This is a genomic window from Flagellimonas myxillae (assembly GCF_023502235.1).
GTDB classification, from domain to species: domain Bacteria; phylum Bacteroidota; class Bacteroidia; order Flavobacteriales; family Flavobacteriaceae; genus Flagellimonas; species Flagellimonas myxillae.
In genome coordinates this window covers 100899-122341 of the sequence record NZ_JAMFLY010000005.1, presented here as the reverse complement: position 1 = coordinate 122341, position 21443 = coordinate 100899, and the positions used below count along the sequence as shown (strand labels likewise).

Annotated in this window: 23 protein-coding genes; 4 read left to right on the top strand and 19 right to left on the bottom strand. The window is 41.5% G+C overall.

Annotated features, from left to right (window positions below):
- Positions 1–28 precede the first annotated feature (28 nt).
- The 4 genes from M3P07_RS16835 to M3P07_RS16820 all read right to left on the bottom strand — a co-directional run bounded on the left by M3P07_RS16835 (position 29) and on the right by M3P07_RS16820 (position 2782).
- Positions 29–745, bottom strand: coding sequence for a VOC family protein (locus M3P07_RS16835; protein ID WP_249971096.1), 717 nt, complete (start codon positions 743–745; stop codon positions 29–31).
- A 14-nt stretch (positions 746–759) separates the two neighbouring features.
- Positions 760–1641 carry a sterol desaturase family protein gene (locus M3P07_RS16830; RefSeq protein WP_249971095.1) on the bottom strand — a complete coding sequence of 294 codons (882 nt, stop codon included), beginning with the start codon at positions 1639–1641 and terminating at the stop codon, positions 760–762.
- Between the two features lie 2 nt (positions 1642–1643).
- Positions 1644–2153: a hypothetical protein gene (locus M3P07_RS16825; RefSeq protein WP_249971094.1), complete on the bottom strand. Its 510-nt coding sequence runs from the start codon at positions 2151–2153 to the stop codon at positions 1644–1646.
- A gap of 65 nt (positions 2154–2218) precedes the next feature.
- Positions 2219–2782: a Crp/Fnr family transcriptional regulator gene (locus tag M3P07_RS16820; protein ID WP_249971093.1), complete on the bottom strand. Its 564-nt coding sequence runs from the start codon at positions 2780–2782 to the stop codon at positions 2219–2221.
- A 125-nt stretch (positions 2783–2907) separates the two neighbouring features.
- Here M3P07_RS16820 and M3P07_RS16815 point away from each other — a divergent pair, with 125 nt between their 5' ends.
- Positions 2908–3180 carry a hypothetical protein gene (locus M3P07_RS16815; protein WP_249971092.1) on the top strand — a complete coding sequence of 91 codons (273 nt, stop codon included), beginning with the start codon at positions 2908–2910 and terminating at the stop codon, positions 3178–3180.
- Positions 3181–3274: 94 nt separating this feature from the next.
- Here M3P07_RS16815 and M3P07_RS16810 read toward each other — a convergent pair whose 3' ends face one another.
- From M3P07_RS16810 to M3P07_RS16740, 15 genes are all read right to left on the bottom strand, one after another.
- A complete protein-coding gene (locus M3P07_RS16810) occupies positions 3275–4024 on the bottom strand; it encodes a DUF3865 domain-containing protein (protein WP_249971091.1) in 750 nt (249 codons plus the stop codon).
- Positions 4024–4755 carry a hypothetical protein gene (locus M3P07_RS16805; protein ID WP_249971090.1) on the bottom strand — a complete coding sequence of 244 codons (732 nt, stop codon included), beginning with the start codon at positions 4753–4755 and terminating at the stop codon, positions 4024–4026. Before M3P07_RS16805 ends, M3P07_RS16810 begins: the two co-directional genes overlap by 1 nt.
- Positions 4752–5480: an ABC transporter ATP-binding protein gene (locus M3P07_RS16800; RefSeq protein ID WP_249971089.1), complete on the bottom strand. Its 729-nt coding sequence runs from the start codon at positions 5478–5480 to the stop codon at positions 4752–4754. The genes M3P07_RS16805 and M3P07_RS16800 overlap by 4 nt, the downstream gene beginning before the upstream one ends.
- Complete coding sequence (locus M3P07_RS16795; protein WP_249971088.1) at positions 5480–6235, bottom strand: ABC transporter permease; 756 nt, start codon at positions 6233–6235, stop codon at positions 5480–5482. The genes M3P07_RS16800 and M3P07_RS16795 overlap by 1 nt, the downstream gene beginning before the upstream one ends.
- Positions 6236–6238: 3 nt before the next feature.
- Positions 6239–7231, bottom strand: coding sequence for an ABC transporter substrate-binding protein (locus tag M3P07_RS16790; protein WP_249971087.1), 993 nt, complete (start codon positions 7229–7231; stop codon positions 6239–6241).
- 722 nt (positions 7232–7953) lie between these two features.
- Complete coding sequence (locus M3P07_RS16785; protein ID WP_249971086.1) at positions 7954–8664, bottom strand: hypothetical protein; 711 nt, start codon at positions 8662–8664, stop codon at positions 7954–7956.
- A gap of 24 nt (positions 8665–8688) precedes the next feature.
- Entirely contained in the window at positions 8689–9282 is a 594-nt protein-coding gene (locus M3P07_RS16780; protein ID WP_249971085.1) for a cysteine hydrolase family protein, read from the bottom strand.
- Between the two features lie 14 nt (positions 9283–9296).
- The gene (locus M3P07_RS16775) at positions 9297–9764 is read right to left on the bottom strand and encodes a hypothetical protein (protein WP_249971084.1); all 468 of its coding nucleotides are present in this window, start codon (positions 9762–9764) and stop codon (positions 9297–9299) included.
- Positions 9765–11528 (bottom strand): arylsulfatase, encoded by a 1764-nt coding sequence (locus M3P07_RS16770; RefSeq protein WP_249971083.1) that lies wholly within the window; start codon positions 11526–11528, stop codon positions 9765–9767.
- Between the two features lie 52 nt (positions 11529–11580).
- Positions 11581–12405 carry a thymidylate synthase gene (locus M3P07_RS16765; protein WP_249971082.1) on the bottom strand — a complete coding sequence of 275 codons (825 nt, stop codon included), beginning with the start codon at positions 12403–12405 and terminating at the stop codon, positions 11581–11583.
- 152 nt (positions 12406–12557) lie between these two features.
- A complete protein-coding gene (locus tag M3P07_RS16760) occupies positions 12558–12911 on the bottom strand; it encodes a four helix bundle protein (protein WP_249971081.1) in 354 nt (117 codons plus the stop codon).
- Between the two features lie 75 nt (positions 12912–12986).
- The gene (locus M3P07_RS16755; protein ID WP_249971080.1) at positions 12987–14450 is read right to left on the bottom strand and encodes a NupC/NupG family nucleoside CNT transporter; all 1464 of its coding nucleotides are present in this window, start codon (positions 14448–14450) and stop codon (positions 12987–12989) included.
- 8 nt (positions 14451–14458) lie between these two features.
- Complete coding sequence (locus M3P07_RS16750; RefSeq protein ID WP_138838678.1) at positions 14459–15091, bottom strand: bifunctional nuclease family protein; 633 nt, start codon at positions 15089–15091, stop codon at positions 14459–14461.
- A gap of 89 nt (positions 15092–15180) precedes the next feature.
- Positions 15181–16149: an electron transfer flavoprotein subunit alpha/FixB family protein gene (locus M3P07_RS16745; protein WP_249971079.1), complete on the bottom strand. Its 969-nt coding sequence runs from the start codon at positions 16147–16149 to the stop codon at positions 15181–15183.
- 70 nt (positions 16150–16219) lie between these two features.
- Complete coding sequence (locus M3P07_RS16740) at positions 16220–16966, bottom strand: electron transfer flavoprotein subunit beta/FixA family protein (protein ID WP_249971078.1); 747 nt, start codon at positions 16964–16966, stop codon at positions 16220–16222.
- A gap of 171 nt (positions 16967–17137) precedes the next feature.
- Between M3P07_RS16740 and M3P07_RS16735 the strand changes: the two genes are divergently transcribed.
- From M3P07_RS16735 to M3P07_RS16725, 3 genes are all read left to right on the top strand, one after another.
- Positions 17138–18115 carry a pyruvate dehydrogenase complex E1 component subunit beta gene (locus tag M3P07_RS16735; protein WP_249971077.1) on the top strand — a complete coding sequence of 326 codons (978 nt, stop codon included), beginning with the start codon at positions 17138–17140 and terminating at the stop codon, positions 18113–18115.
- A gap of 167 nt (positions 18116–18282) precedes the next feature.
- Positions 18283–20778: a DUF5686 family protein gene (locus tag M3P07_RS16730; protein WP_249971076.1), complete on the top strand. Its 2496-nt coding sequence runs from the start codon at positions 18283–18285 to the stop codon at positions 20776–20778.
- Between the two features lie 76 nt (positions 20779–20854).
- Complete coding sequence (locus M3P07_RS16725) at positions 20855–21382, top strand: inorganic diphosphatase (protein ID WP_249971075.1); 528 nt, start codon at positions 20855–20857, stop codon at positions 21380–21382.
- Positions 21383–21443: the final 61 nt, after the last annotated feature.

Below are 21443 nucleotides of genomic sequence, written 5' to 3'. Positions count from 1 at the left end.
TAAGATCAAAAAGAAAACCACTAGTAACCTATATTCCCTGTATGTAAAAAAACGCCTCCCCAGAATTATCCGTCATCAAGATTCGGAAGTCCTCTTCCGAAACCAGAGTACCACCCAGATTCAGGATTTTATCTCGTGTCTTATCAAGATTTTCAACCCCAAACGTACAGACCCAATATTCGTACTTGCCCTTATCGTCGTTGGACATTTCCATAAGGTCGGCAATATGTTCGCCTTGGTGATTTTGGATGTTATAAGTGCTATGCACCTGATCTTCAAACGTCCAATTAAAAATACCCTTATACAAAGGAATCACCTTGGCTGCGTTGGACACATGGAGTTCGTTCCAGATAAGAGTACCGGGCTCGTTCAGGGTGCGGGTGTGGGTGAGTTGGTCACCTTCGTAAACGGTAAAGCCCGACCCTTGAGGGTCACGAATCAAAGCTACCTTGCCCAGTTCGCTTTCGTCCACCATTTCGATGATGCCGCCCAACTCCCGGGCTTTTTCCACGGTCCGTTCCACACTGTTCACCTGAATGTAGGACATCCAAAAATGGGGCATCCGCATTTGTTTAAACTTTTCCGGGGTTTCGTATAGGCCGCAAATCTCTTTATTGCCCTTGTAGGCCGAATAATACCCATCAGCTTCGTAATACGTCCACCCAAAAACAGTTTCGTAAAAGGCCATGGTTTCTTTGGGCGTGTAAGTGGAAAGGTCGGCGAATATAAAATTGTTCGGTTTCATGTGCTTAAAAATACTTATTGTTTGGGCATCCAATCCGGGGGTTTTAAAAAAGCCAGCAACTTGTTGGAAAAGCCCTTGATCTGCCCCAATTTTTTCACAAAGCGGCTAATGCCGTGGAAGAACACCACAATGGGGTTTACGCTGTTTATGGGTTGCGAAATACCATAGACCACCTTTTCCTTTTCCGGCTCAAAAGTGCCCAGCATCCTATCCCAAATAATCAGTATCCCGGCGTAGTTCTTATCCCAATACTGCCTGTTGGAGCCGTGGTGCACGCGGTGGTGCGATGGCGTATTAAAGATAAACTCAATGGGTTTGGTGAGCTTGCCAATAATCTCCGTGTGCAACAAGGTCTGAAAGACCTGCACAAAGACTTCGGACAACAGCACCAGAATGGGATCAAAGCCCAACATTACGATCGGAAGCGAAAACACAACGGGCATAATGGCATCCAGCGGGCCAAAACGGTAGGCGACGGACATATTAAAATGCGGTGAGCTGTGGTGCACGGTATGGGTGGCCCACCCAATCCCGATCCTGTGCATGGTGCGGTGCTCCCAGTAGTAGGCAAAATCCGCAAGCAGCACACAGCAGATGACCGTGGCCCAATTGAGCTCCAAATGCGGCAGACTAATGTTGTTATAGACCCAATAGTACACCTTGGTAATGGCCAGGATGCCCAAAATAACCTCCACCAAAAAGAAGCCACCAAAGGTGATCACGTTGGCAATACTGTCCAGCACCAAATCCTTGTCCAGCCTTTTTAGGTAGGCGTAGCGAATCAGCTCCAGCACAAAAAAGGGTATAATAATGTAAAACAGACTCAGGTCGTTGAAGATGTAGAACAATTGGTGCACATCCAACCAATCCAGTTTTTTAGCTAAAAAATCAATCATGCTTAGTGTCTTTTCCAGGTTTCCACATCGCCATAACCGTAGTAGTCGTAGCTTAGGGTAAAGGTGTTTTCGTCCACTTGGGCGATCTTGCAGTCCACTTCGTATTGCTTCCCTTCATATTCAATGTTGTAGATGCCCTTGCCCTTGCTGCCGTTAAACGAAGTGATGGTCAGCGCCTTGCTGCCCTCGGCCTTTTCGGCATAGCCGTTTTCATCTTCGTATTGATGGGTATAGGCGTTGTACACTTTCCCTTCCTTTTTAATACTGTAGATAATGGCCCCTTTAAAATCATCGGTATTGTAGGCCACTTTCCATTGGTCTGTAAGGAAATCGGTCTCCGTGTTCTCCGCAGGAGTTGCCACTTTGCCCTGTTCCATGGGTTCGGATGGGGTTTCGCTGGTGAGAGTAGGGGTGTCATCGCTAACATCCACTCCAAAGGAGAACAGATGGGCCAGTCCGGCCAGGAAAATGATGATCCCCAAACTCCTAAAAACTAAGGTCGAATTTTTCATGTTTAATTGTTTTGGACAAAAGTAGGGGGGCTTTTTTTGGGTTCTTTTGACCTAGATCAAAAAAATCACTTTTGGGCGCGAATACGGCTCAAGGTCTCTTGGGTAACGCCCAAAAAGGAGGCAATCAGCCCCAATTTTACCCGAAGCTCCAACTGTGGGAAGCTCTGCTTTAGCAATTGGTACTTTTCTTTGGCGGATAGGAAAGACCACCCTTTGGAGAACTCGTCCAAAAAGGCCAGCATTTCTTCGGCCAGCAAACGGGCAAAGTTGCCAAAGGCCGGAAAGTCGGCAATAAGTTTTTGGTAGTTGGAGTAACTGATGCGGTACAGCACGCAGGCCTCCAGACATTCCACCTCCTCAAAACTGGGCTTTTGGGCATAAAAACTGTACCAGGCGGTAACAAATTGGTTTTCGGTATAGAACCATGAGGTAATGGGTTTGCCGTTGTGGTGGTAATAGGTGTGAAGGGCGCCTTTTTCTATAAACCAAAGGTGACTGGCGCGACTGTTTTCCAACAATATTTTCTCGCCCTTTTGGGTTTCCACCACCTCAAAACAAGATTGGATGGCCTCTTTTAGCGGCACGCTTACATAGGCACGGGTGGAAATGGACTGTAAGAGGTTTTGCATGTTGATGGGTGGAATGGTGATGGGGTTAAAGGTAGGAAAGTCTAAAAGTTGAAAAGCTCTTTAAGTTCAAGTTCTGTGCAAAAAAAGCAAAGTCATAATTTGTTATGACCCTAAAACCCAAAAGTATGGATAACTTGGGCCGATATATAGGGCTAGAGAACCAAAAAAGATTTTGGATATTGGACGAAGAAAATGATGCAATGAAGTTGACGGAAGAACAGTTGGCACAACTAAATGAATTGGTAAAAGATGGCTATGGCGGCCCCGCCGAATTGGCCAAAGTCCTAGATCTCGGGATAGAAATGCTGTTTTATGTGGAGCAAGAAGCCTTTACCCAAAGGGAAGTTCAGCAAGTGGTGACTGCCCTAAGAGGGATTATTGGGGTTTTGAGGGGGTGAGAAACTTGATGGCAAAGTTCTCTATTCGATTATTCCATTTTTACAAGTTGTCCCCTTAAAGAGCGCTATTGTTACACTTAGATATAAGCTAATATTAAAAATGAATACTGTCCTCCTTGGCAAGATTTGTCTTCGAATGAACAATATCTTCATACATGTTAAACCACCATTTATCCATTTCTTTCAGAACATTCTTAAACCCTAACTCAAACTCAATCTTTTGTTTTTTAGTTGACAAATACATAGAGCAAAGTTCAAAAAACCTATCTCTGTGACCAATTTCTATTTCATTAATATGAAAAAGAAAGAAGTCAAGCAGATATTTTGGAGTTTCCCTATTTTCCATACTAAATCGTTTCTTAACAATGTCCAAAACAATTTCCAATTCAGGTATTGCTGAACTTTCAAGAGCAAAAATAGCTCCTAACGCTATATTTATATTAGTTTGATTGACAAAATCAAATAACTTATTAATGAACGTTTCTGTACTTACAGACGGTTGTAAGCAACCAATTTCAATATTTAAACCTTCTAAAAGGGCCTTCCGTAAAATTGTATAATGTGGTTCAGGAATTGCCAAAGCAGTTTCCTCTGAATATACCCCAAGTTCTTCGTTAATGTTTCTTATTAACTCCGAAGAAAGTTCTGAACAACCATTGAAACTTAAGTTATATGTTGCTGACACTAAAATTGCCACTATATTTTTAGGGAAATATGAATATTGTAACAATACGGCTTGTAATTGAATTTTCCCTAGAGAATTAAGTGTCTTATGAAAAGGGTTTTCATCTCTATTTATTGAATTGTATTTTTTTAATTCCTTTATGTAAACTTCTACATCCATCAGCGTATTTTGTTTTTAATGGATTCTTCAAATTTTGAAATCAATCTACTAAAATCTGGATTATTGTCATTTATTTTTACCCAAGCCCTATTTTCCAACCTCTCATCAATTTGTAATTCCTTGAATGCTTCCGGTTCTCCTGTTTTTTTATCGTTATAAATAACAATGTTTGAAAGGAAGAGAAATAATCCATCTTCTTCCAATCCAATAAATTCAATTTTACCACTTGTATTCTTGCAATAATTTCTCAATGAATTTACTCTATTTTTTAATTCAGGAAGTTTGCGTTGAGGGATAATGTAGTAGTAAGAAATTCCCTCTTTTAAGTTGTCTTTTATCGCTTCGTAAAATGGTGATTTCTTAGTTTCATAATCAAGGTTAGACGAAGCTACCCAAATTGTTTCCATATTCTTTTTACAGTATTCTTTCTCAATTTGGGATAGACGTTCATGTGAATAATACCAATCCTTTGCTTCAGAAAGTTTGCTTGTATAAAAACCGACAAGCTCATCGATTTTTTTGTTTTTTGAATCGCCAAGAACCCAAATTTGCAATATGTAGATCCCGAAAGTTACAATTGTTGCGAATACCATAAAAACGATATCCTCAACAGTTTTGGTCTCATTTATGACCTTATTGACTATTAGGCCCAATAGCAATAAGACAATTGTGAAAATTCCTTTTGAGTTAGCTTTTAGATCTTTTATCAGTGATTTAGTTAGAGTACTCATAATTTTAAGGTTTTTTCTACCTCCTCTTTCAATGAATTGAACTCTTGGGAGTATTTATCTGTAATATTATTTGTTTCAATTATTTTAGTTACCAGGGAGGGGATTTTCTTGAGGATTGCAATCCGTTCGGAGACTAATATCGCTTCTTCAATATCGTGAGTAATGAAAATTGCTGTAAGATTTTTTTTGGTAATTTGTTCTCTGAACAGGATTTGTAAAGAGCTCCTATTTTCGATGTCCAAAGAGCCAAAAGGTTCGTCGAATGCTAGAATTTCATTGCTTTGAGCTAATGCTCTGGCAACAGCAACTCTTTGTTGCATTCCGCCAGAGAGCTCATTGATGTAACTGTTTTCGAATCCTAATAGCCCAGTTCTTTCTATTAGATTATTGATAGTTTTTTCTTGTTCCTCACTAGTAATATTTCTGTTAACAAAGGCACTGCGTATATTTTCGTTTATTGTTTGCCATTCAAAATTAGAATATCTCTGAAGGACTATAGAAATTCTTTTTTCCTGTAAATACTCCTTTGAGTTTAGACCATTTATCAGAATTTGACCGTCATAATTCTTGTCTAAACCAGTGACGCAATTTAATAGGGTGGTTTTTCCGCACCCGCTTGGACCAACCAAGGCAACTGTTTCCCCTTTTCGGATCGAAAGGTTGAAGTTTTCAAAAACAACTAGTTGGCCAAAACGCTTGGTTAATCCTTGAATTTCTATCATCATTACATTTTAGCTTTCATTTTATACCTAAAGAATGAAGGGTAGAACTTCTTAAATAGAAAGTCGGTTCCAAAACCGATAATTCCCATTGTAATAATTCCAGCATACATATTTGGAGTATTGGAAAAACGCTGAGCTTCTTTTATCATGTGACCAATTCCGCTAGAAGAGGCAACCAATTCTGCAATTATTACATATGTCCAACACCAGCCGATTGTTATTCTCGAATTATCATAAATCTGTGGCAATGTTTTTCTAAACATATACCACATTTCCTGAAATCCATTTAATTTTAAAGAATAGGTTAGATAAAAATGTTCTTTGGGAATTTCGTCCAAATCGTCAATAATAAGAAGTATTAGCTGAAAAAAAGTACCAATAAACAATAACACTATTTTGGCAGTTTCACCTATTCCAAAAAAAAGTATCGTTAAAGGAATCAATGCTGGAACGGGTAAATACCGGATAAAATCAATGTATGGGGCAAGGATTTGGCGAAGTGTTTTATTATTGAACATTAGTAGGGCCAAGGGAATTGCAATTATAGCAGAAAAGAAAAATGCAGAAAAAACTCTTAGAACAGAAGCGATTATATCATCAAGAAAATCGTGTTCGCTAAAAAGAGAAACAAAAGCTGTTAATAATTGCTTAGGTGTCGGAAGAAACAAATCATTTATCCATCCTAAATTTTTTGATAATACCCACAAAAAAACAATTAAAATTGAGGAAACAAGAAAAGGCGAGTTTACTCTTTTCATCAACTATTCGTAAAGTTTAATAATATTTGTTGTTAATTTATCTGCAGCATCAACTCTGGCATCATTAGAATTATTCTTTTCCAGAATGTCTCCGACTAAATTAAATGTTGTATAGATATTGTGGGCATTGGACTTTTTAAATAAATTTTTGTTCTCATCCAGATTCAACCAAGATAATCCAGATTTTATTTCGATCATTTCTTCCTTTGAAACACCGAAAGCATTTGCCATTATTAACATAGATTCATCCTTATTAGATTCATAGTATTCAACAGCTTTGAACCAACCATCAGCAACCGCCTTTAGGACTTCAGGTTTGTTCTTTGCTAAATCATCATTAGCGAATATTATATCTACTATCAATCCCTTTAAATCTGAACTTGAGATTAGAATTTTAGAATTTTCCCTTAGCTCCACCGATTTTGATAGGTAAGGCTCATAAGTTCCGACCGCATCCAATTGTTTGGCAACAAATGCGTTACCAGCATCCTGTGAAGAAATGTCTTTGAAATCAATATCGGATAAAGTCATTCCATCCTCGTTCAACATATATTGAAGTATAAAGTATGGAGGGAATCCTGGCTCTGCACCTAACTTTTTACCTTTTAAATCTGCCATTGAATTAACATCCTTTGTAACTGCAATTCCATCAGCTCCGAAGGATTCGTCAATCGCCAAAAAGCCTGTTCCAGGGGGTTCTTGAGTCTGAGTGGACTGAAAAATGTCAGGTGTAGCGATATACATATCAATATTGCCGCTATTCATGGCAGAACGCAAATCACCTATGGCTTCAATTCTTACTAGTTGAACATCAACGTTTTCAAAAAACCCTTTTTCCTCGGCTAAATAGAGCGGGGCATAACCAGGAAAAGTTACCATTCCTATCTTAATTTTATCAACTTCTTCCCTACTATTCGATCTTGCTTTGTTCCAGAAATAAAACGTCAATAATATACCTATTAACATTAATACGATGATTCCACTTTTTTTACTCATTTCTGATTTTAATTAAAAATATTTTTCCAATTAGGGTTGTCGATAATCCGTTATTACCTGTGTAAAATACATTTTTCCTCAACCAATCCGGTTAAAAAATGAAAGTTTTGGGAAGCTAGTGCTGTTATTTTATTTAAAAGTTAAAATGTATATGGAATTTACAAAAACAAAACCAATTGCCTCATGGGAATTTGGACATCACGGTTTGGTTTAAACTGGAACAGTTCAAAATAATGTATCTGCTAAACAAGGGTGTGCGTGTATTTAAAAATAATTATAGCGCAAACCAAACATCAATTCTTGAAATTAGAACAGAAAATATAAATGGGCTCCACCCCAATAGATTTAACAAAGTAAATAGACTTGAAGGTTTTCCGATTAACTTCAAAACATAAAGTCTAAGTCAAAAGGTAAGAAGTGTTGAAAAAAGGATGGTTAAAATATCCAAAGTCAATGTACTAAACTTTAATTCTTTTCTGGTGAATTAAACCATTTCCACAAAAGGTATGACCGCAATGAAGGCATAATCCAAGAAATACTGGGTTACCGCAAAGTTATAGGTGGTTTTTTCCTGAATTATTTCCCTTAATCTGAACAAACTTGAAGGTCCCAAACCAAAGGTCAGTGGAAAAAAAATAGGGAAATTCCCTGTATCGTATTTCTAAGGGTTTCGGATGTTTTGGTCAAATTTAATTTGGATACATTGTTTCCAACAATTTGGTTTAGTTATTTTTCCAATAATCCATACCATAATTTTGATCACCTCGCAGATACACATCCACAATTTGGTCTCCATAGCCCACAAAATCGTTGAACAAGGCCATGTTAACGGTACAGTTTTCTTTATCCAAATGGTATACCTCCAATCCATTGATCATGCTTTGCCCAATGGAAAAAGGCACCAAACGATACCCTTTGAATTGCTCCTTTATTTTTTCCTCAGCCGCCTCAAAATAGGTTTTAAAATCATCCACGGGAGATACAATAATCTCCTTAACATTCTCCACTTGATAGGGCATGGCCTCGTCCTCGTAGGACAGTTGGGTCTTTTCAATCCCATAGATCTGAAAATAGTTGCCCAACAAGCTCACCGAAAAATGGAGTTCCTTGGAATTGAAACGGTTGCCGTCTTTTTCCCAATCCAGTAGCAGATATGCACTGTAACTGGGTGCTTGCCCGTAGGTGGTTCCAAAAGCCTTTTTTCCAAGTTCCGAACCCAACTTTTTGGTAAAGGAGACCCAGTTGCTTTTCCAGGTCTTTTCATCGTGAATGTTTTCTACGAGCAAACGTTCCAACGCCTTATAACCTTCATATTCCCTATGAATTCCTTCGCCGTAATTTTTTGGGATACCAATGGGATAGTATTTTTGAATGACATGGTACAAGGGCCAAAAATCGTAGGCTTCGGAATCAAATGAAAAGGTGTTGGTCATAGCAAGGTGGGCATCAAATTATGGCTAAATAATGGTTGTATTTTCACTTTCCGTACTACCGATATTCTTGATAACCGCCTCAAAATCCTCCACCCCTATGTTCCCTTTGGTGGGAATCATGTTTTGCCATACCCAATTGTAGTGTTCAATCACCTTTTGAGCGGGTAAATGGGGTCGGTCTCCCGTGGTATGTCCATCTGCCACCACTGTAATGTTGTAATCCTTGGCCAAGGCAGATTGCACGGTGGCCTCCACACAAAAGTCGGTGGCGCAGCCTGTGATCAGTAATTTTTGGGTTCCCCAAGCCATCAATAACTCTTGTAGCTGGGATCTATAGAAGACATCGTTGGCATATTTGTCCAGGAAGGTGTCTTGGGGTTCGGTTTGGAGTTCGTCCAACAACTCCCAATCCCAGTTGTTTTTTTCAAACTCACCCGTTCCGGTGCCATCGTGCTGTATGATCACCACAGGCCAACCCTTTTGCCGAAACATCTCTGCCAATGTGTTGATACGGGCTACCACGCCCTCAGTATCAAAACGCGGGGTTTTGGGGGTAAAAGAGCCTTTTTGCATATCGATGACCAGAAGGGCTTTGTTGGGTTTTGTGGGCTTGTTCATTAATGGAAGTGAATTTATCCAATTAGATTAGCTTTGATTTTCAGTTTTTCATTTAAATAATCTTGCAGCTTTACCATCTGATAGTATCTCAGATTAATCTCGAAGCTCTTTTTACCTCCATCCATACCAACAATTTCCATCATTTTTTTACCATAAATCTGGGTATGAGTTTGAATGAGATTAATTGTAGAAACATCTTTTAACTCTATCAAATTTTCTTCATGTTTTTTTGGTAGGTGCCCAATACTTTTCAAGCTCAATTTACCATCGGCAATCAAAAGAATAGTTTTGGTGGTAACATGTTTAAAAATCAAATAAGCTATTACCGCCACTATAAGGAACAAATTTAAGAGAGGTTGCTGGCTTTCAAGTTTTTCAAAAAAATTGAATGCTTGATTCACTAGGATTGTGGACACCACAATTTTAATTGCTAACCCGATGGAAGATCCTTTCGATATTAGTTCAAATTTTTCCACTTGCAACTAATCCAGTTTCTCCATTTCCACCCAAAAAGGCATAATGTGTTTGCGGTCCACCGCATAGTGAGCCAATAAATCGCAGTCCATGTTTGGGAGGTATACGTTTTTTAATTCCAGCACATCCACGTTGTCTTGGGTGTTTGCCTGTTGTTTTACCAAGGTGTTGGCTTCCAAATAGAGTCGGCCACCCGCTTTTACAGGCTTTACAAACTTCATGCGAATATCGTAATGGCCTTCTTCAATACTCACCTTCCAAGTTCCATAAATCTCTTCCTGATCCCAGATACCGCGTTCACCTCCTGCATCGTTGCGGTTCAGAAAAATGGGATTTTCGGCTGGGTTCCCTACAACAATACGGGGTTGGTTTACCAAGTTTTCGGAGGTGATGAGTTCGTTATACAAACCGTCTAGCTCCACTTTAAGGGCTTTGGCCTTCGCTTTGTCTTCCAAAACCAAGTTGTTTTGCTCATAAGGGTCGGTTTTGAGATTAAACAGTTCAAAATCCCCAAGGGCGGCGTTGTAATTGGTCTTTCCCACCAATTTGTAGCCATCTTTTTGCAGCGCCATGTTGTAGTAGAGTTCGGGATAGCGGCGCGTCCAGTAAAAAAACAGAGAACGGTTGGCCCAATCCACATTTTTGCCCTGAATCAGGGGCAATAGGCTTTTGCCATCTAGTTGCCGGTCTTGGGGCAAATCCACTTTACAAACTTCGGCCAAGGTTGGCAGCACATCAATATGGGCACTCATGGTCTCAATATCCTTGTTTTGGGCAAATGCCGTGGGATACTTCACATAAAAAGGTACCCGCACCCCGCCTTGGTATACATTGCCCTTACGGCCCCGCATCCCGGCCACATAGCGACGCTGCTGCGGGCCATTGTCCGTCATAAAAACCACAAGGGTGTTTTTGGAGAGTTGCAGCTCGTCCAATTTTTTAAAGAGCTTACCCAGATTATCGTCAATATTGGTGACCATGGCATAAATCTTTCGAGCGTCTTCCTTGTCCTTTTCACTCATTTCCGGGAAAGGGCGGTTGTCTCCATCAAAACCCGAGGCCGGGTCTATGTCCTTGTACTTTTGGTAATATTCATCGGGTACCTGCAGAGGGGTATGCGGTGCATTAAAGGAGAGATAGCAAAAGAAGGGCGATTCCTTGTTGTTCTCAATAAATTGAATGGCTTCATCCGCAAAAATATCCGAGCAATAGCCCTCATAGGCCTCTTGTTGGTTGTTGTGCCAAAGCACGGGATCAAAATAGCTGGTATCTCCTTTAAAATAGGTGGTGATGTCGCCTACCTGACCCATACCGCCGGAAAGATGGATCACGGATTCGTCAAAACCTTGGTCGCTGGGTCGGCTGGGGTAGTTGTCGCCCAAATGCCACTTGCCAAATACACCGGTGGTATAACCGCCCTGTTTGAGCATTTCGGCAATGGTAACCTCGTTGGAGGCCATGATGGCCCCGCCATTGTAGGTGTCGCGCACTCCCGTACGTAAGGAATAGCGGCCTGTCATGAGACTGGAGCGGGTAGGGGCGCATACCGGGGAGACATAAAAGTTGTTGAATCGGACACTTTCGGTAGCCAATTGGTCAATGACCGGGGTCTGCACATGGGGATTTCCGGTAATGCCTAAATCGCCATAGCCTTGATCATCAGTAATGATCACAATCACATTGGGACGTTCTTCTTGGGCAAAAAGGGGTACAACGAACAAGGACAAACAGCAGAGTGCCAGTCCAAGTGCTTTTTTAAGGTTGATTTTCATTTTAAAGGTTGGTTTGGATGGTACTTGCTTTTATATGATTTCCTAGCTTTTGCTACACCGCCACAACACCTTTGATGTGCGGATGTGGGTCGTAGTTCAGTAGTTCAAAATCGTCAAAGGTAAAATCGAAGATATTTTTAACTGCTGGGTTCAATTTCATGGTAGGTAGCGGCCGCGGTTCACGGCTTAGTTGCAGTTCCACTTGATCTCGGTGGTTGTCGTAAATGTGTGTATCCCCAAAGGTGTGGATAAAATCGCCGGGTTCGTAACCACATACTTGGGCCATCATCATGGTAAACAAGGCGTACGAGGCTATGTTAAAAGGAACTCCTAAAAAGACATCCGCACTGCGTTGGTACAATTGACACGACAATTTCCCATCCGCCACATAAAACTGAAAAAAGGCATGACAAGGGGGAAGGGCAGCCTTTCCATTGGCCACATTTTCACTAAATGACACAGATGTGTCGGGCAACACGCTGGGGTTCCAAGCTGATACCAACATCCTTCGGCTGTTTGGATTGGTTTTCAGGGTTTCGATCACCTCTTTTATCTGGTCGATTTCCTCACTGTTCCAGTTACGCCATTGATGCCCGTAGACAGGGCCCAAATCACCATTGTCATCGGCCCACTCGTTCCAAATACGTACTCCATTTTCCTGTAGGTAACCCACATTGGTATCGCCCTTTAAAAACCAGAGCAGTTCATGTACTATGGATTTTAGGTGCAATTTCTTGGTAGTGACCATGGGGAAGCCTTCGGAGAGATCAAAACGCATTTGATAGCCAAAAACGCTGACGGTTCCTGTTCCTGTGCGGTCTCCTTTGGCATTTCCTTCTGTAAGTACGTGTTTGAGTAAGTCGTGGTATTGTTTCATAGTGGGGTTAAAGGTAATGGGTTAAGTGGGAAAGGTAAAGGGTAAAGGGAGGGAGTTTTGAGCAATTTTATTAACGGGTGTTGGCTGAAAGGTAAAGGGTAAATGGGTGAAGGGGTGAAGGGTAAATGGGTGAAGGGTGAAAGGGTAAAGGGTTAGGTAGTATTGTATTTGATTAGGGCCGTGAGGCGTTTTTGGAGCAATTGAATGGCTTTAACTAAGGCCTTAAATTCTTTTGAAGGGATAAAACCGAGGTCGTTACAAAGTATTAGATGGGTTTCCAATTCATATATTGAGCCTAAACTGATTTGAAGAAATCGGGCAAAATCTCTATTTGAATTTTTGCCACAGCCTTCCGCTATATTGGCCGGAATGGAGACAGCACTTCTCTGAATTTGTTGAGTTAGACCATAAGTTTCGGTCTTGGGTAAAAGTTTGGTAATGAGGTAAACTTCTTTTACTAATTTTCTCGCGTCTTTCCAGACTTCCAACTCTCGAAAATTTCGCATAATCGCATTGTTAAATTTCGAGGTTGATAATACTATTCCGGTCTTGGGGGAACCCTTGACCTTTCACCCTTCGTTCTACCCAAGAATCATCCCAGCAATAGTAGCAGAAAGCAAAGAAGCTAACGAACCACCAAGTACAGCACGCATTCCAAATTCAGAAAGGGTTTTACGCTGACCTGGTGCCAAAGAACCAATACCCCCAATTTGGATACCGATAGAGGCAAAATTGGCGAATCCGCAGAGCATATAGGTAGCCATGATTACGGATTTGTTATAGGTGAAATGTAGGTTATTGGTCATGGTTTTGAGTTCCGCAAGTTGGATATAACCCACAAACTCACTGGCAGCAAGCTTGATTCCCAAGAGTTGGCCCATAAGCATAATATCTTCGTTGGCTACGCCAATCAACCACATAAGGGGTGCGAAAATGGTTCCTAGAATGGCTTCCAAAGAAAAGCTTTCATAAGGAGAGTTCGTAGCAATCCAATTGTTGAAGGTGGTCAAATCACCAACCCAGCCCAAAATACCATTAATCATGGCAATAAAGGCTACAAAAACTAAAAGCATGGCCCCAACATTCATGGCCAGTTTCAAACCTTCGGTTGTTCCGTTGGAGATGGCATCCAAAATATTGGCACCTATCTTTTCTGAGGAAACGTGGACATCCGTATTTACTTTTTCAGTCTGTGGATATAAAATTTTAGAAACGACAATGGCTCCAGGAGCTGCCATCACGGAAGCTGCCAAGAGGTGTTTGGCAAAAACCAATCTGAGCGCTGGGTCATCGCCACCTAAAAATCCGATGTAAGCAGCCAAAACAGCTCCGGCCACGGTGGCCATTCCACCAATCATGACCAGCAGAATCTCAGACTTGTTCATTTTTTCCAGATAGGCCTTGATAAGCAAAGGTGCTTCGGTCTGACCTAAAAATATATTTCCGGCAATGGAAAGACTTTCTGCTCCGGATATTCCTAGGGATTTAGATAACAACCATGCCAATGCCCGTACTACTTTTTGAATGACCCCTAAATAAAAGAGCACCGAGGTCAAGGCTGAAAAGAAAATTATAGTAGGTAATACCTGAAAGGCAAAAATGAAACCAAAGGTGTCCATATCCACAACGAGACCTTCGAACAAAAACTTACTTCCTACCCGTGTAAAGTCGAGAATGCTAACAAAAACCTGCCCTATTTTTTCAAAGATGAGTTGAATAAAAGGCACTTTGAGTACCCCAATGGCAATGAGTAATTGCAATCCCAATCCAATTCCCACTGTTCTCCAATTAATGGCCCTTCTGTTCGCACTAAAAAGAAAGGAAATCAGAATCAAAACTGCCATGCCCAAAGCTCCACGCCACAATGAGTTTATGGTAAACCCTTGGTTGGGCACCAATTGTGGGGTTTCTTTTGGGGTAATATCATCAATAATGGTGGTGTCAACGGCAGCGTTGATGGAATCGGCAGGGAGTAAATCTTGACCAAAACTTGCTGTACAAACAAAACAGATTAATACAAGGAAAATCTTGATGGATTTTGGCATGCAGCGGATTATTTACGTTTGGAGATTTCGTCCCGTAGTTTGGCAGCTTTTTCGTAGTCTTCGTTGGCTACTGCCTTATCCAGTTCTTTATGAAGTTCTTCCAAAGTCATTTCGCGATATCCCTGCGATGAAGCCCCGGACTCAATTTCCACAGTTTCTCCCTCCTGCAAAATTTCATCCACCACAATACTGTCATCCTCTTCATTTTCCTCGCTTTCCTTGGAAGAGAATTTCAAATAGATCCCGGCCTTGTCCAATATGGTCTTGTACGTAAAAATGGGAGCATCAAACCTTAGGGCCAAAGCTATGGCATCGCTGGTTCTTGCGTCAACAATTTCCTCCACTTTATCCCGCTCGCAGATGATACTGGAATAAAATACCCCGTCCACCAATTTATGGATAATGACTTGCTTGATCACAATCTCAAACCTATCTGAAAAGTTTTTGAACAAATCGTGTGTAAGCGGTCTAGGCGGCTTTATTTCTTTTTCAAGGGCGATGGCGATGGATTGGGCCTCAAATGCACCAATGACGATGGGAAGCTTTCTATCCCCCTCAACTTCATTCAAAATAAGGGCATACGCCCCATTTTGTGTTTGGCTATAAGATATCCCCTTTATTTTCAATCGAACTAAACTCATATAATCCTCCTAAAACCAAAAAAGGCCGTTCAAATAAGTGGCACTACCATTATCTGAACAGCCCCTTGCAAAAGGCAAATTAACAAAAATTAAGTGTTCTGGGCTTTAAATTCCTTTAATTTTTCGATGAGTTCCGGTACCACTTCAAAGGCATCCCCAACGATACCGTAATCCGCTGCTTTAAAGAAAGGAGCTTCCGGGTCGTTATTGATCACCACTTTGGTTTTGGAGGCACTTACCCCAGCCAAATGCTGAATGGCTCCAGAAATACCTACGGCGATATAAAGATTACTTGCTACAGGCTTCCCAGTTTGACCCACGTGTTCGCCATGGGGTCTCCATCCCAAATCGGATACAGGCTTGGAGCAGGCGGTAGCTGCACCCAATACATCGGCCAATTCCTCGATCATGCCCCAATTTTCAGGACCTTTTAGCCCTCTACCGCCAGAAACCACGATATCGGCATCGGCAATGGTGGCTTTTCCAACTACTTTATCCACTTCTACGGACTTTGTGGTAAAATCCCCATCTCCCAATGAAGGAGCAAAATCTTCTACCGCTGCCGATTCAGTATTTTCATGCACACCATAAGCATTGTTGGATACCCCAATAAGCTTGGTGTCCGAACTAATTTCAGTATGGGCGAAGCCTTTGTTACTAAAAGCGGTTCTTTTAACCACGAAAGGGGATGTGCTATCTGGAGCGGCAACCACATTTGGCGTATATCCTGCATTTAGTTTGGCTGATAGGATGGGAGCCAAAAATTTGGCATCGGCGCTGGAACTTACCACAATGACTTTAGCGCCTTCAGTTTCTGCCGCTTGGGCCAAAACATGGGCATAGGCCTTGGCATTAAAAGTATCCAGATCGCCATTGCTGACTTTTAATACTTTGGAAACTCCATAATTACCCAAAGATGCTTCATCTTCCGCATTGATGGTCACTGCCGTAACCGTTGTCCCCAAATCTTGAGCTACTTTATAGGCATAGGAAGCCACTTCAAATGCGTTTTTTTTGAACTTTCCTTTATCGGATTCTGTATATACGAGTACTGACATGTTTTTTGAAAATTAAAAATCACAAATTCCAAGCACCAAGCCTTGGAATTTGGAATTTGTTGTTTGAGAATTAGATTACCTTGGCTTCGGTGTGTAAAAGATTGACCAATTCGCCCACATTGCCTGCATCCACCAACTTTACAGGGCCTTTGGCGGCTGGTTTTTCAAATTTTTGGTCTTGTGTAGGTTGTGGTGCATCAACGGGTTCCACAACGTTCAGAGCCTTTTTCCGGGCCATCATGATGCCGCGCATATTGGGAATACGAAGATCACTTTCGGCTACCAAACCTTTTTGTCCACCAATGACCAGTGGAAGCGAGGTGCTGATGGTTTCTTTTCCACCATCAATTTCCCGTATGGCTGTTGCCGAATTTCCATCAACCTCTAAGCTAATACAAGTGTTTACAAAGTTCATATCCAGAAGGGTGGCCAGAATTCCAGGTACCATGCCTCCGTTATAGTCGATGGATTCACGTCCTGCGATAATAAGGTCGTAACCTCCATTTTTGACCACTTCTGCCAACTGGCGGGCCACGAAGAAACCATCTGTGGGTTCTGCATTGATTCTGATAGCCTCATCGGCTCCGATAGCCAATGCCTTTCTAATAGTGGGCTCAGTTTGAGCACCCCCTACAGTGGCTACATGTACTGCGGCTCCTTGTTTTTCCTTGAACCACATGGCACGGGTCAAACCAAACTCGTCATTGGGATTAATAACAAATTGAACCCCGTTTGTATCGAACTTAGTATCCCCTTCGGTAAAATTGATTTTGGAAGTCGTATCCGGCACGTTGCTAATGCAAACTAAAATCTTCATATCTTGTATATGTTTAACGCTTCAAAGATAGCTATAAAAATGATAAATTTATTATGCATGCATAATAAATTTTGTACTTTTTTTTGTTTTTCCTTCTTCTGTGTTTCGTATAGATTTTGCTATTTTTGCTTGCATTTTTAAGCACACAACTAATCTTATTAGTACTACTTAATGAAAACATTACAGTTTAGGCAAGCCATCGCCGAGGCCATGACCGAGGAAATGCGTAGGGATGATACCATTTATTTAATGGGTGAAGAGGTTGCAGAGTATAACGGTGCCTACAAGGCTTCCAAGGGAATGTTGGATGAATTTGGCCCTGATCGGGTGCTGGATACTCCTATTTCTGAATTAGGCTTTGCTGGTATAGGTGTAGGTTCTGCGATGATCGGGAACCGACCTATTATAGAATTTATGACTTTCAATTTCTCCTTGGTGGGAATTGATCAAATTATAAACAACGCGGCCAAGATCAGACAGATGTCTGCCGGGCAGTTTCCTTGTCCAATTGTATTTAGGGGGCCAACGGCTTCTGCAGGTCAGTTGGCGGCTACACATTCCCAGGCTTTTGAAAGCTGGTATGCCAATTGCCCGGGATTAAAAGTTGTGGTGCCTTCCAATCCGGCAGATGCCAAAGGATTGTTGAAATCCGCTATCCGTGATGACGATCCCGTGATTTTTATGGAGTCTGAGCAGATGTATGGCGATAAGGGGGAAGTACCGGAAGGGGAATACACCATCCCGTTGGGTGTTGCAGACATCAAAAGAGAGGGAACCGATGTAACCATTGTTTCCTTCGGAAAGATCATCAAAGAGGCTTATAAGGCTGCGGATGAATTGGAAAAAGAAGGCATAAGCTGTGAGATTATCGATTTGCGCACTGTGCGTCCCATGGACCATGACGCCATCCTCAATTCTGTGAAAAAGACCAATCGCTTGGTTGTATTGGAAGAAGCTTGGCCTTTTGGCAATGTAGCTACCGAAATCACATATCACGTTCAAGATAAGGCCTTCGATTATCTGGATGCCCCTATTGTAAAGATCAATACAGCAGATACCCCTGCACCATACTCTCCAGTTCTACTGGCCGAATGGTTGCCTAATCACCAGGACGTGATCAAGGCTGTTAAGAAAGTGTTATATAAATAAGTTACATATATTTGTACGGTATATTAGCCTCGTCGCTCCCGACTGCCGTCGGGATTGATGAGGCTTTTTTTAAGGAACAGTTTTTGATAAGAAATTACTTTTAAATCCAAAATGATCAAGCACTTTTGAAAAACCATCTGGGTTTTCCCGTGCCTATTTATCAGAACATGAGAAGATTCCTTGTCCCTATTTTTCTTTTATCCTTTTGTTCCCTTTTTTCGCAGACCAAAGTCAGTGGTATTGTGGTGGACTTTGATGGTTCACCTATAGCCTTTGCCAATATCGTTTTTCCCAATTCCACAGAGGGGACCATTACGAATGACAACGGCCGTTTTTATCTGGAATCGGACAACACCTATTCTTCGGTTGAGGTGTCGTTTATTGGTTATGAATCCATGGTAATACAATTGGCCCAGAAGGTTAATTATGATATGCAGGTGGTGCTGGAGGAATCCACCGAGCAATTGAAGGAAGTGATTGTGTATACAGGGAAACAATCCAAAAAGAACAACCCTGCCATCGATATCTTAAAGAAAATATGGGCCAAAAAACGGGAGAACGGGGTGCGCAAGTTTAAACAATATCAGTACGATAAGTACGAGAAAATAGAGTTCGACCTGAATACCATTGATAGTGCCCTTATAAAAAGTAAACTTTTTAGAGGTCTGGAGTTTATGTTCGAAAATTTGGACACCTCAAAAGTTACAGGGAAAACCTATCTCCCTATGTTTTTGAACGAAACGTTTTCCAAAGTATATGGCGACAACCTCTTGGGGGAAGAAAAAGAGGATGTGATGGGGAATAAAAGCTCGGGTTTTGATGGGCATCAGTCTATTACGGCATTTGTGGAAGATTTGTACTCCGACTATGATGTATACGAGAACTACTTGAAATTTTTTGACAAGAGTTTCACTAGTCCTTTGTCCAAAACTGGGGTGGATACCTATAATTATGTGTTGTCGGACAGTACCTATATCGATAACAAATGGTGCTACAATATCATTTACTATCCCAGACGAAAGAACGAGCTCACCTTTAAAGGGGATTTTTGGGTAGCTGATACCACTTATGCCATCAAAAAAATAAACCTTCAGGTGACCAAAAGTGCCAATATCAATTGGGTTAAGGAGATTTATATTGAACAGGAATTTGATGTGGTCAACGATTCCGTTTTTCTATTGAAACGGGATTATATGCTGAGTGATTTCAGCTTCTCCAAAAAGGAAAAGTCTCGGGGGATTTATGGAAAGCGTACCTCTGTTTACGATAACTACCAGTTTGATACCAGCAGGCCGGCGGATTTTTACAAAGCGGTATCAGACCCCTACGATCCTCGCGTGTTTGCACGTGATAGCACCTTTTGGAGCAACGCCCGGTTAGAACGACTGAATGATGACGAATCCGGGATTTTCAAACTTTTGGATACCCTCAAAACGGTTCCCAAATTCCGAACCTACTACGATATTGTAAGTATTCTTGGTTCGGGTTATGTGGAAATAGATAAGTGGAACATCGACATTGGGGACATTTATAGCACCTTCGGGTTCAATGATGCAGAGGGAACTCGCTTAAGGGCAGGGGCGAGGACCTATTTTGGGCAAAACGACACTTGGCGATTGGAAGGATATATGGCCTATGGTTTTACCGATAAGAAGTTCAAGCATGGACTTTCTGCCAAGTTTTTATTGGACAGGAAATCACGATTGATTTTATCCGGAGGCCATCGAAGAGACATAGAGCAATTGGGATTGAGTCTTACCAGTACCAACGATGTGTTGGGAAGAAGCATCGCTTCCTCTTCCCTGGTAACGGTGGGGAACAATAACCGCTTGACCAATATTGACCTATCCACGGTTAATGTGGAACTCGAACCCCTAAAGAATTTTAGGGTCCGGTTTGGTAGTTCCATGCGAACCTTAAGCTCCGCCTTACCGAATGATTTTAACTTGGATTATATAGATCCGGAAGCAGCTGGTGGAATTTCTTCCGAAGTCAAACAATTTGACATCAATACCACGCTAATTTATACCCCTGGGAGAAGGATTATCGGCTATGGGGTGGAACCGGTGCAGGTGAACGATAATTATAGTACCATCCTGTTTAATTATACCAAGGGAATCAGCGGATTTTTGGAAAGCGATTTTGACTACGAACGCATCCAATTCTCCTACAGACAGCCTTGGCAAATTGGTGGGTTTGGAAGGTTGACGAGTAGTGTGGAACTGGGAAAAACCTTTGGTGAGGTGCCTTTGAGCTTGCTTAGCGTGGTACCTGGAAACCAAACCTTGTTTTCCTTATACAATACCTTCCCCAATCTGGATTTTTATGAATTCGTGACCGATACCTATGCCACCCTGCATTTAGAGCATAATTTTAATGGACGCCTTTTTTCAAGAATTCCGGTACTAAGAAATTGGAATCTTCGGGAGATTGTGGGCCTTAGAGGTGCCTGGGGTCAGCTTTCCGATGAAAACCGGGCCTTGAGTGCTCCAGCAAACATTCCTTTAATGGCACCCGAGGACCAAATCTATTGGGAGTATTCCTTCGGGGTGGGTAATATCTTCAAAATCTTTAGGATTGACTTCAATTTTCGGGGCAACTACCTTGATAATCCGGATGCAAGACGCTTTGGGGTAACAGGTACCTTCGGATTTAACTTTTAATCAACATAATCTCAGCGAAATAATAGTGCTAATCGGTTGTTAGTGGCTATTTTTGCAAAAAAATTAAAGATTCAAGATGGCTAAAAAAGGAGAGGTTACCTTCGACGTGCTAATAGAAATTCCGAAAGGAAGTCGTAACAAATATGAGTACGATTTCGCCCTTCATAAAATCCGATTCGACAGAACTTTGTTTTCTTCCATGATGTATCCTGGGGACTACGGTTTTGTTCCTGAAACTTTGGCCTTGGACAAAGATCCTTTGGATGTTTTGGTGTTGGGAACCGAGCCTACCTATCCCATGGTGGTCATGGAGGTAAAGCCCATAGGGGTATTCCATATGACCGATGAAAAAGGTCCTGATGAGAAAATCATTTGTGTTCCCATTAGCGATCCCGTTTGGAATAAAAAGAACGACATCAGCGATATAAACCCGCACCGCCAAAAGGAAATTGAACACTTCTTTAAAGTGTATAAAGACCTTGAGGAAAAGAAGGTGGACACCGGCGGATGGGGAGACGTCAATGAAGCCATTGAGATTTATCGCAAATGTGTGCAGCGATACGAGGAAAGCGAACACAAGAAGAAACGCACCTTTACGATTTAGGCATTGTTGGCAAGATATTTATGCGCTTTTGGACCCCAAAAGCGCATTTTTTTTATTAGTG

Coding starts and splice junctions, on each gene's coding strand:
- M3P07_RS16735 (WP_249971077.1), top strand. CDS start 17,138: ATGAAAACATTACAGTTTAGGCAAGCCATCGCCGAGGCCATGACCGAG.
- M3P07_RS16825 (WP_249971094.1), bottom strand. CDS start 2,153: ATGAAAAATTCGACCTTAGTTTTTAGGAGTTTGGGGATCATCATTTTC.
- M3P07_RS16770 (WP_249971083.1), bottom strand. CDS start 11,528: ATGAAAATCAACCTTAAAAAAGCACTTGGACTGGCACTCTGCTGTTTG.
- M3P07_RS16740 (WP_249971078.1), bottom strand. CDS start 16,966: ATGAAGATTTTAGTTTGCATTAGCAACGTGCCGGATACGACTTCCAAA.
- M3P07_RS16755 (WP_249971080.1), bottom strand. CDS start 14,450: ATGCCAAAATCCATCAAGATTTTCCTTGTATTAATCTGTTTTGTTTGT.
- M3P07_RS16800 (WP_249971089.1), bottom strand. CDS start 5,480: ATGATGATAGAAATTCAAGGATTAACCAAGCGTTTTGGCCAACTAGTT.
- M3P07_RS16805 (WP_249971090.1), bottom strand. CDS start 4,755: ATGAGTACTCTAACTAAATCACTGATAAAAGATCTAAAAGCTAACTCA.
- M3P07_RS16730 (WP_249971076.1), top strand. CDS start 18,283: ATGAGAAGATTCCTTGTCCCTATTTTTCTTTTATCCTTTTGTTCCCTT.
- M3P07_RS16780 (WP_249971085.1), bottom strand. CDS start 9,282: ATGAACAAGCCCACAAAACCCAACAAAGCCCTTCTGGTCATCGATATG.
- M3P07_RS16815 (WP_249971092.1), top strand. CDS start 2,908: ATGGATAACTTGGGCCGATATATAGGGCTAGAGAACCAAAAAAGATTT.
- M3P07_RS16750 (WP_138838678.1), bottom strand. CDS start 15,091: ATGAGTTTAGTTCGATTGAAAATAAAGGGGATATCTTATAGCCAAACA.
- M3P07_RS16725 (WP_249971075.1), top strand. CDS start 20,855: ATGGCTAAAAAAGGAGAGGTTACCTTCGACGTGCTAATAGAAATTCCG.
- M3P07_RS16760 (WP_249971081.1), bottom strand. CDS start 12,911: ATGCGAAATTTTCGAGAGTTGGAAGTCTGGAAAGACGCGAGAAAATTA.
- M3P07_RS16820 (WP_249971093.1), bottom strand. CDS start 2,782: ATGCAAAACCTCTTACAGTCCATTTCCACCCGTGCCTATGTAAGCGTG.
- M3P07_RS16835 (WP_249971096.1), bottom strand. CDS start 745: ATGAAACCGAACAATTTTATATTCGCCGACCTTTCCACTTACACGCCC.
- M3P07_RS16785 (WP_249971086.1), bottom strand. CDS start 8,664: ATGACCAACACCTTTTCATTTGATTCCGAAGCCTACGATTTTTGGCCC.
- M3P07_RS16810 (WP_249971091.1), bottom strand. CDS start 4,024: ATGGATGTAGAAGTTTACATAAAGGAATTAAAAAAATACAATTCAATA.
- M3P07_RS16830 (WP_249971095.1), bottom strand. CDS start 1,641: ATGATTGATTTTTTAGCTAAAAAACTGGATTGGTTGGATGTGCACCAA.
- M3P07_RS16795 (WP_249971088.1), bottom strand. CDS start 6,235: ATGAAAAGAGTAAACTCGCCTTTTCTTGTTTCCTCAATTTTAATTGTT.
- M3P07_RS16745 (WP_249971079.1), bottom strand. CDS start 16,149: ATGTCAGTACTCGTATATACAGAATCCGATAAAGGAAAGTTCAAAAAA.
- M3P07_RS16765 (WP_249971082.1), bottom strand. CDS start 12,405: ATGAAACAATACCACGACTTACTCAAACACGTACTTACAGAAGGAAAT.
- M3P07_RS16790 (WP_249971087.1), bottom strand. CDS start 7,231: ATGAGTAAAAAAAGTGGAATCATCGTATTAATGTTAATAGGTATATTA.